Origin of the sequence: Mycobacterium sp. (assembly GCF_046091765.1) — a bacterium.
Lineage (GTDB): Bacteria > Actinomycetota > Actinomycetes > Mycobacteriales > Mycobacteriaceae > Mycobacterium.
Genome location: NZ_JBJTCF010000063.1, coordinates 1 through 6,896 on the forward strand (window position 1 = coordinate 1; position 6,896 = coordinate 6,896).

Annotated in this window: 2 protein-coding genes and 2 pseudogenes; 3 read left to right on the forward strand and 1 reads right to left on the reverse strand. The window is 69.4% G+C overall.

Going from position 1 to position 6,896, the window contains the following annotated elements:
• The 3 genes and pseudogenes from ACKOB8_RS06910 to ACKOB8_RS06920 all read left to right on the forward strand — a co-directional run.
• Positions 1-2,101, forward strand: a pseudogene (locus ACKOB8_RS06910) (hypothetical protein); the annotation flags it as partial.
• Between the two features lie 88 nt (positions 2,102-2,189).
• A complete protein-coding gene (locus ACKOB8_RS06915) occupies positions 2,190-3,959 on the forward strand; it encodes a PecA family PE domain-processing aspartic protease (RefSeq protein WP_526376478.1) in 1,770 nt (589 codons plus the stop codon).
• Positions 3,960-4,112: 153 nt separating this feature from the next.
• The gene (locus ACKOB8_RS06920; RefSeq protein ID WP_526376479.1) at positions 4,113-6,437 is read left to right on the forward strand and encodes a CocE/NonD family hydrolase; all 2,325 of its coding nucleotides are present in this window, start codon (positions 4,113-4,115) and stop codon (positions 6,435-6,437) included.
• A gap of 81 nt (positions 6,438-6,518) precedes the next feature.
• Here the strand turns inward: ACKOB8_RS06920 and ACKOB8_RS06925 are convergent.
• Positions 6,519-6,896, reverse strand: a pseudogene (locus ACKOB8_RS06925) (hypothetical protein); the annotation flags it as partial.

Genomic DNA, 6,896 nt, shown 5'->3' on the forward strand with positions numbered 1-6,896 from the left:
CCCGGGTGCGGACGTCGACGTCGGGGTGATGGCGATGATGCGAAACACTGCACGGATCGGGGCGGCAGTGTTCGCCCTCGGACTGATGGCGGGGCCGCAGGCCCCGGGACTGGCGGCCGCCGACAACCCCGACGCCGACTCGCCGGTGGCGTCCAAAGCGCAGGCGCAGACCCGCTCCGAGCGCACCGGCCGCGACGACTCCGCGCGCACGGCGGGAGCGGTTCGCGCCCCGGCCGCGGCGCGGGCGGTGCGGGCCGCGCCGCGGGCTTCGGCAGCCGGGTCGCCCACCCCGGGAGTCGAGGCCGTCCGGGCCCGGGTGAGTGCACCGCCGAACGCGGCCGCGCGCCGCGCGCCGGGAGCTCCCCGGCCCGACACCGCGCGTGCGCCCGCGGCGTCTCCGGTGCCGCCCGTCACCCAGGCGGCCTCCGCAGCGATCGCCGCCGGCGCGACCACCGCAGCCACCACGACCACCACGACCACCGCCACGGCCACCACGGTGATCCAGGGCATCGTGAACGCCCTCGCCGACACCCTCGCGGGCTGGCTGTCCAGCCTGCCGCCCAACCCGCTGACCGGGTTGCTGGAGGGCGCCCTGCTGCTGCTGCGGCGAACCTTCAGCCCCGAGGGCCCGGGTGCGGATCCGGACCCCGTCGTCGCGCCCGCCGACCCCGCCACCCCGTCGATCACGATTCACAACAACACCGCCAGCACGCTGTGGGTCTACAACCTGCCCAACTCCGGCGACTACAGCATCCCGAGCGATTTCCAGCCGGTCTCCATCTCCCAAGGCTTGTCCGCGCCGGTGACGCTCGCGCTCGGTACGGGTCCGGTGGGCGCGCCCAAGAACCGGATCTATCTGGTGGAGGGAACGACCGGATTCACGCTGCCGGTCGTAGCCACCAGCGGTGTGGACGCCTTCGACCCGACCGCGCCCTCGGCGGGTAACTCCTTCGCGAACTACAGCTTCGTGGAGTACTTCCTCTACCCGACGGCGACCGGCAACCAGTACACGATCGACGTCTCCTACATCGACGAGTGGTCCCTGCCGGTCCAGACGCAATTCACGATCAACAGTGCGGCGTGGACGGGGGCCGTCGACGGAAAGATCTACGGGTTCAAGGACTTCGACACCGTCACCGGTCAGCTCGGCGCCACCGGAGCCGAACCCTACGGCGATCTGGTGTGGAGCGGCCAGAGTCCCTTTGGTCCCCAGCCGCTCGAGTCGGTCAGCCGTGTCATCGGTCCGAACAAATTGTGGGCCGCGCAGTTCGAAGTCAACGAGTTCGGCGCGGCCGCGACGAACTGGAACATGAACACCGCCGGCTGGGTGCCCACGTCCTACCAGAACTTCGTCCAGTACAACGATCCGCCGTTTCCGCCGTGCTCGTCCGGATGTCAGTTCACGGACTATCCGTACGCCTTCAACGGCAGCGGGGTTTCCGGCTCGGCCACCGAAACCAACTTCGATTTCTGGAAGAACGAAGTCAGCGCGCCGGGATCAACGCCGTATCCGACCGCGCTGCGCACCGCGGCAATCCTGGACGGCTTCACCACCGCCGACGCCAACGGGGTCTATGGCTTCTTCACCTACCCCAACGACGAAACGGCCGGCCAGTACACCAACATTCCCACCGCGGTGTCGCTGGACATGTACGTCTACGGCGCCGCCGACGGCCTGAGCGACAGCGTCATCCCCGGCGGTGCGTGGAGTTACTCCACGTCGGTCGCGAACAGCGGGACCGGCCCGCGGATCAAGAACGTCCGCGGGACGCTGAACGGGACCGCCGCCACCGACACCTTCATCCTCGACTACCCCTTCACCTCGCCGGCCTACGCGCCCCGCGTGGAAGCCGTCGCAGAGCACAACGACATCATCGTCATCGCCCGGCAGACCCTCGGTGCGACGAGCACGACGATCGACGTGGTCGACCGGGCGTGGTTCCTCGGTGGGGGCCTGGGCAACACGCGCAGCCAGTTCGTCTACGAACAATCCACCGGCAACCTCTACTTCGATGCCACTCCAAGCCTGCCGGGCTACTCCGGTGTCCTGGCAAATCTGCGGGGCGTCGCTGATCCGACCAGCCTGCTCTCCGTGCTGTAAGCGGCGGTAATCTGGTTAAATCCGGTAAGCTATGCTAGAAACTCAGCAAAGCTTAAGTCTGCACTTGACCTTTTCTAAGGAAAGGCCGATGTCCCGAACTCCCCGGCACCGCCGCGTCCGGCCATATGCCTGGCTGGGGACCGCAGCCGTCACGGTCGGCCTGGGGGCCGCGCTGATCGCCGGTCCGGCGGTGGCGTTCGCCGACGCGGGGGCAGATCCGGGATCCGACGCCGGGGTCGGCTCGAGCAGCCTTGCCGGCACTTCCGACTCTGCCGACACCGCCGGCGCGCCCGCCGAATCCGCCCCGGGCGGTCCGGTCGCCGCGTCGACGACCGCAGCCCAGGATTCGTCCGTCGCCACCCGCAAGGCCGCCGCCACCCGGCGCGGCAGCCAGGGAGCCCCGACGGCCGAGAAGACGCGCGAAAACCTGCTTGCCGACCGGGTGCGCGCGGCGGCCGTGCCGTCTGCCGGAGCCGCCCAGCCGGCCGCTCTGCCGACGCCCGCCGCGGCCGAGACGGTCGCGAGCCCGGCAGCGGCCGTTCCGCTGCCCGCGGCCGCGCCGCCGCCGCCGGGGCCGGATCCGTCCTTCAACATGAATTCCTACCTGCCGGTCGCGCCGATCGTGCCGGGTGCCCGGGTGCAATTGGCGCTGCAGCAGATCCAGGACGCCCAGAATGAGCTCAGCCAGGAGGTGATGGACTCGGGCAACATCGCCGCCGCCCTGGTCGCCATCGCCCCGCAGCTTCTTCTCGCCCAGTCGTCGTGGACGCTGAACGCCTGGCAGGACACCATGCCGGTGGCCACGCAGTGGGTCGAAGACACCGCCGACATCCCGATCGTTCACCAGGTCTCCCAGCTCAACCTGCTGGCGACCATGGCGCTGCCCACCCTCTCCGATATCGGCCTGACCGGTGCGGCCCTGCTGCTGCCGTTGGTGAACCTGCTCGGTGTGGCGACGGCGACCACCCAGGGTCTGGTCGGCCAGGCCCGCAGTAACGGCCAGGTGTACGCGTGGGTTCCGGTCCAGATGAAGGCGACAACCCAGCCGGTCATCAACATCTCGGTCAACGGCGGCTCGAGGGTGCCGGTTCTGGTGGACACCGGGGCGTCCGGTCTTATCGTGACGCCCGACGTGCTGGGTCCGGGCAGCCTCGGCAGCCCGATCGGCAGCGGCAACAGCTGCTTCAGCGGCGGGCTGTGCTACCACTACGAGACTTACAACACGACCGTCGACTTCGGCGGCGCGGCGGTGACCGGGCCCACGCCCGTCAACGTCGTGACCGACAACGCCGCCTACCCCAACAGCGTCGCGGATTTCAAGGAATTCCTGTCCTGGGGAGCCGACGGGGTGCTCGGCACCGGCGCCAACGCCGCCGGACCCGGCCCGGTCGGCCTGCCGACCACTTCCCTGCCGGGGGAGTTGAATAACGGTTTCCTGCTCTACCAGGGCGCGTTCCTGGGCTTGTTCGGCGTGATGGTCTTCGGACCCAACCCGCTGCCGGTGCGGGTGTCGGTGCCCGGGACGCCCGACGCGTACGTGCGGGTCTCGGTCAACGACGACCCGCAGCAGTACGCCTACGCCATCATCGACTCCGGCGGGGTCTACGGAACCATCCCGGCCTACCTGGTCGGTGGTCAGAGTTCCGGGCTGGTGCCCTCGGGAACCAAGATCTCGGTGTACACCGCCGACGGCCAGACGTTGCTGTGGTCGTGGACGACCAGCGGCCAGCGGTCGCCGACGGCGGTGCCCGACGGGTCGCTGTTCAACACCTCGGTCACCCCGTTCCAGCAGGGTCCGGTTTACCTCAATTACGCAGCACCCGACCGGATCGGGTCGACGGACTTCGCTATCTGGTGAGGCGTTTCGCCGCTCGGTGCCATCGGCGCTGAGCAAGCGGCGAGAAAAATCCTCGACAACATTTGCTGAATCGGCCTGTGTCGGGTGCCGGACGGCTAACCTTCCCGCAGGGCCCGCGGTTCTTCGCCGGCCACGTCGCGGAGGAGAGTCGTCATGGGTGCGTCGCTGTTTGTCGGTCGGGTCGGGATGTTGGCGGTCGCGCTCGGGGTGGGTGTGGGGATCGGTGCGGCGGCGTTCGTCGCGGGGTCGGGGGTGGCACTGGCGGACACCGCGGATGCGCCGTCGGCCGCACCGGCCGACGATGCGCGGTCGGCGGGTCCGGCGCGCGCGCAACGCTCGGGGGCGGCCAAGGCCGAACGGGCCGCCGCGCGCGGCACGGCCACGGCACCGCGACCGGCGGCCGCCAGCGCTGCGCCGGAGCGGCGCGGGTCCTCGGCACCGCAGCGCGCCGCGGTCGCCCGGGCGGCGGTGAGCGCCGGGCAGGGCGCGACCGACGGCTTCACGGTGGCGCCGACGGTTCAGTTGGCCAACGGAATCGTGCGGGGCACTCTGAACGCGACGAGTGCCCGGTACGGGAACACCTCATGCTCGGCCACGCAGAAAAGCTCGTGTCTGACTTACGAATTCGTGTCGGCAAGCGTGCCTGACTCGTCGGAGAGCGGCAAACTGAACCTCGGTACGGTGCCCGTGAGCCCGACAGCGAAGGACCCGCAGAGCTACACGATCCTGCCGTACCTGACCTGGGATCTGGACACCGGCGCGGGCAAGAACACCCAGACGTTCAACGTGCGGGTCACCGAGGTCACCGACTTCGACGCGCTGGTGACCGGGTTGCCGCTCATCGGGCTGGTGGCCGGGTCGGTGATCGGCCTGCTGCAGCAGACCCCGCTGGTCGGTTCATTGTTGGCGCCGATCATCGGGTCGGCGGTGGTGGCCGAGATCCCGGTCGACGTGGCCGCCCTGGCGCCGGGTGCCACCCCGGTGGCGTTCACCTACAAGGTGACCTCGTTCGACGGGGTGGAGATCAGCACGAACTTCTTCCCGGCCGCCGAGATCCAGGCCGGCAACACCGCGCCGCTGGTGCTCAACGGACCCGGACTGCCGCTGCCGGGCGAGACCGATCCGTACCCCCAGCCGCTGGGACCGGATTCGCGGTCCTTCGTGCCTCCGCTGCATGTGCTGCGCACCGCCGGCTACAACGTGATTTCCTGGGATCCGCGCGGCGAGTACGCCTCCGGCGGCATCTTCGAGTTGGACAACCCGTTCTACGAGGGTCGCGACACCTCGGCGATCATCTCCTGGGCTGCCGACAACCCGCTGGTGCAGCTCGACGGTCCGGATGATCCGACGATGGGCATGGTGGGCGGTTCCTACGGCGGGGGCATCCAGCTGGTGACCGCCGCGACCGACCCGCGGGTCGACGCGATCGTTCCGTGCATCACGTGGAACTCGCTGAGTTCCGCACTGTATCCGACCGACGTGGTCAAGACGGCGTGGCTGACGACGCTCCTGCTCGGTCTGGTGGGCACCGGTGCGCGGATCAACACCCAGCTCTATTCCGCCGCGCTGACCGGGTTGCTGTTCGGTTCGATCGACGAGACCGCGCAAGCGGTGCTGGGCAGCAGCGGTTCGACGACGCTGCTCAACCAGCTCAAGGCCCCCGCACTGCTCGTGCAGAGCAACGTCGACACGCTGTTCCCGCTCGCCCAGGCGATCGCCAACGCCGAGAGGATCGAGGCCAACCCGTTCGCAACCGAGATCAAGATGTCCTGGTTCTGCGGCCTGCACGGCGTCTGCCGCACCCCGGTCAATCCGGACCAGGCGGCGCGGCTGTACCGCGACACGATCGCCTGGCTGGACACCTACGTCGCCAAGATCGGTGACCCGGCCGCCGACATTCCGCGATTCCAGTGGTACGACCAGAACGGCACGTACTACTCCTCGGATCTGCTGCCCTACGAGCCGGGATTCAATCTCCCCGTGCCCTACTCCGCCACCGGCGACGGCGGGATGCTGCCGATCATCCCGGTGATCGGCGGCTCCGGGCCGCTGCAAGGTCCCGACACCCTGCCCTCAGAGATGCGCACCTTCCCCTACAACGGGACTTTCGGCACCCCGGCCACCAACGCGCTCAACGTCGCGGTCACCCCGCCGGTGGGCAGCGAGATCGCGGGGGCCCCGCAGCTCAGCTTCGACTACCAGGGCATCGGCAACGGCAAGGCGGTGTTCGCGCAACTGATCGACAACACCACCGGGCTGGTGGTGGGCAACGACGTCACCCCGATCCCGGTCACCCTGAACGGTCAGGCCGGCAGCGTCAGCATCCCGATGCAGGACATCGCCTACACGGTGGGCGTCGGGGATTCGCTGACCCTGCAGATCGTCGCGTACTCCTCGCTGTACGCCAACTCCTCCATCGGGGCGATCAACGTCTCCAACGTCCAGCTGGACCTGCCGCTGCGTGCCCCCCTCCCCTAGCGAGGAGAGGACGCTATGCAGGACGACGTGTCCTTGTGGATCTAGCGCACATCACCGCTTGACGCGGAGCCCGACTCCGCGTCAGCGGCGTAAGCGGTGGCGGTTCGTGCCGGTGGGCCGTCTGTTGCGCAGGCCACCGGCGGTGACCGGTTCGGCGTCCCCGGCTTCGGCGTCGGCTTCGGCTTCCGTGTCGGCTTCGGCTTCGGCTTCGGTGGCGGTCTCGGTCTGCTGGGGTTCGGCCTCGGCGTGGGTATCGCCGGTCTCGGCGGCGTCCCCGTCAGGTTCCGCTTCCGCTGACGGCACGCCCTCCTCGGCGTCCTCGGAATCCCGGGGCTCCTCAGCGGACTCAGCGGATTCGGCTGACTCGGCGGACTTGGCTTTGCGGCGCTTGGCGCGGGTGCGCCGGGACTCCTTGGCGGGCTTGGGCGGCTTGGGCGGCTGGGCGCCCTGGCGTTCCAG

What these genes read in the sequence shown, in the direction of transcription:
- ACKOB8_RS06920 (WP_526376479.1), top strand. Translation starts at nt 4,113, where the DNA reads ATGGGTGCGTCGCTGTTTGTCGGTCGGGTCGGGATGTTGGCGGTCGCG.
- ACKOB8_RS06915 (WP_526376478.1), top strand. Translation starts at nt 2,190, where the DNA reads ATGTCCCGAACTCCCCGGCACCGCCGCGTCCGGCCATATGCCTGGCTG.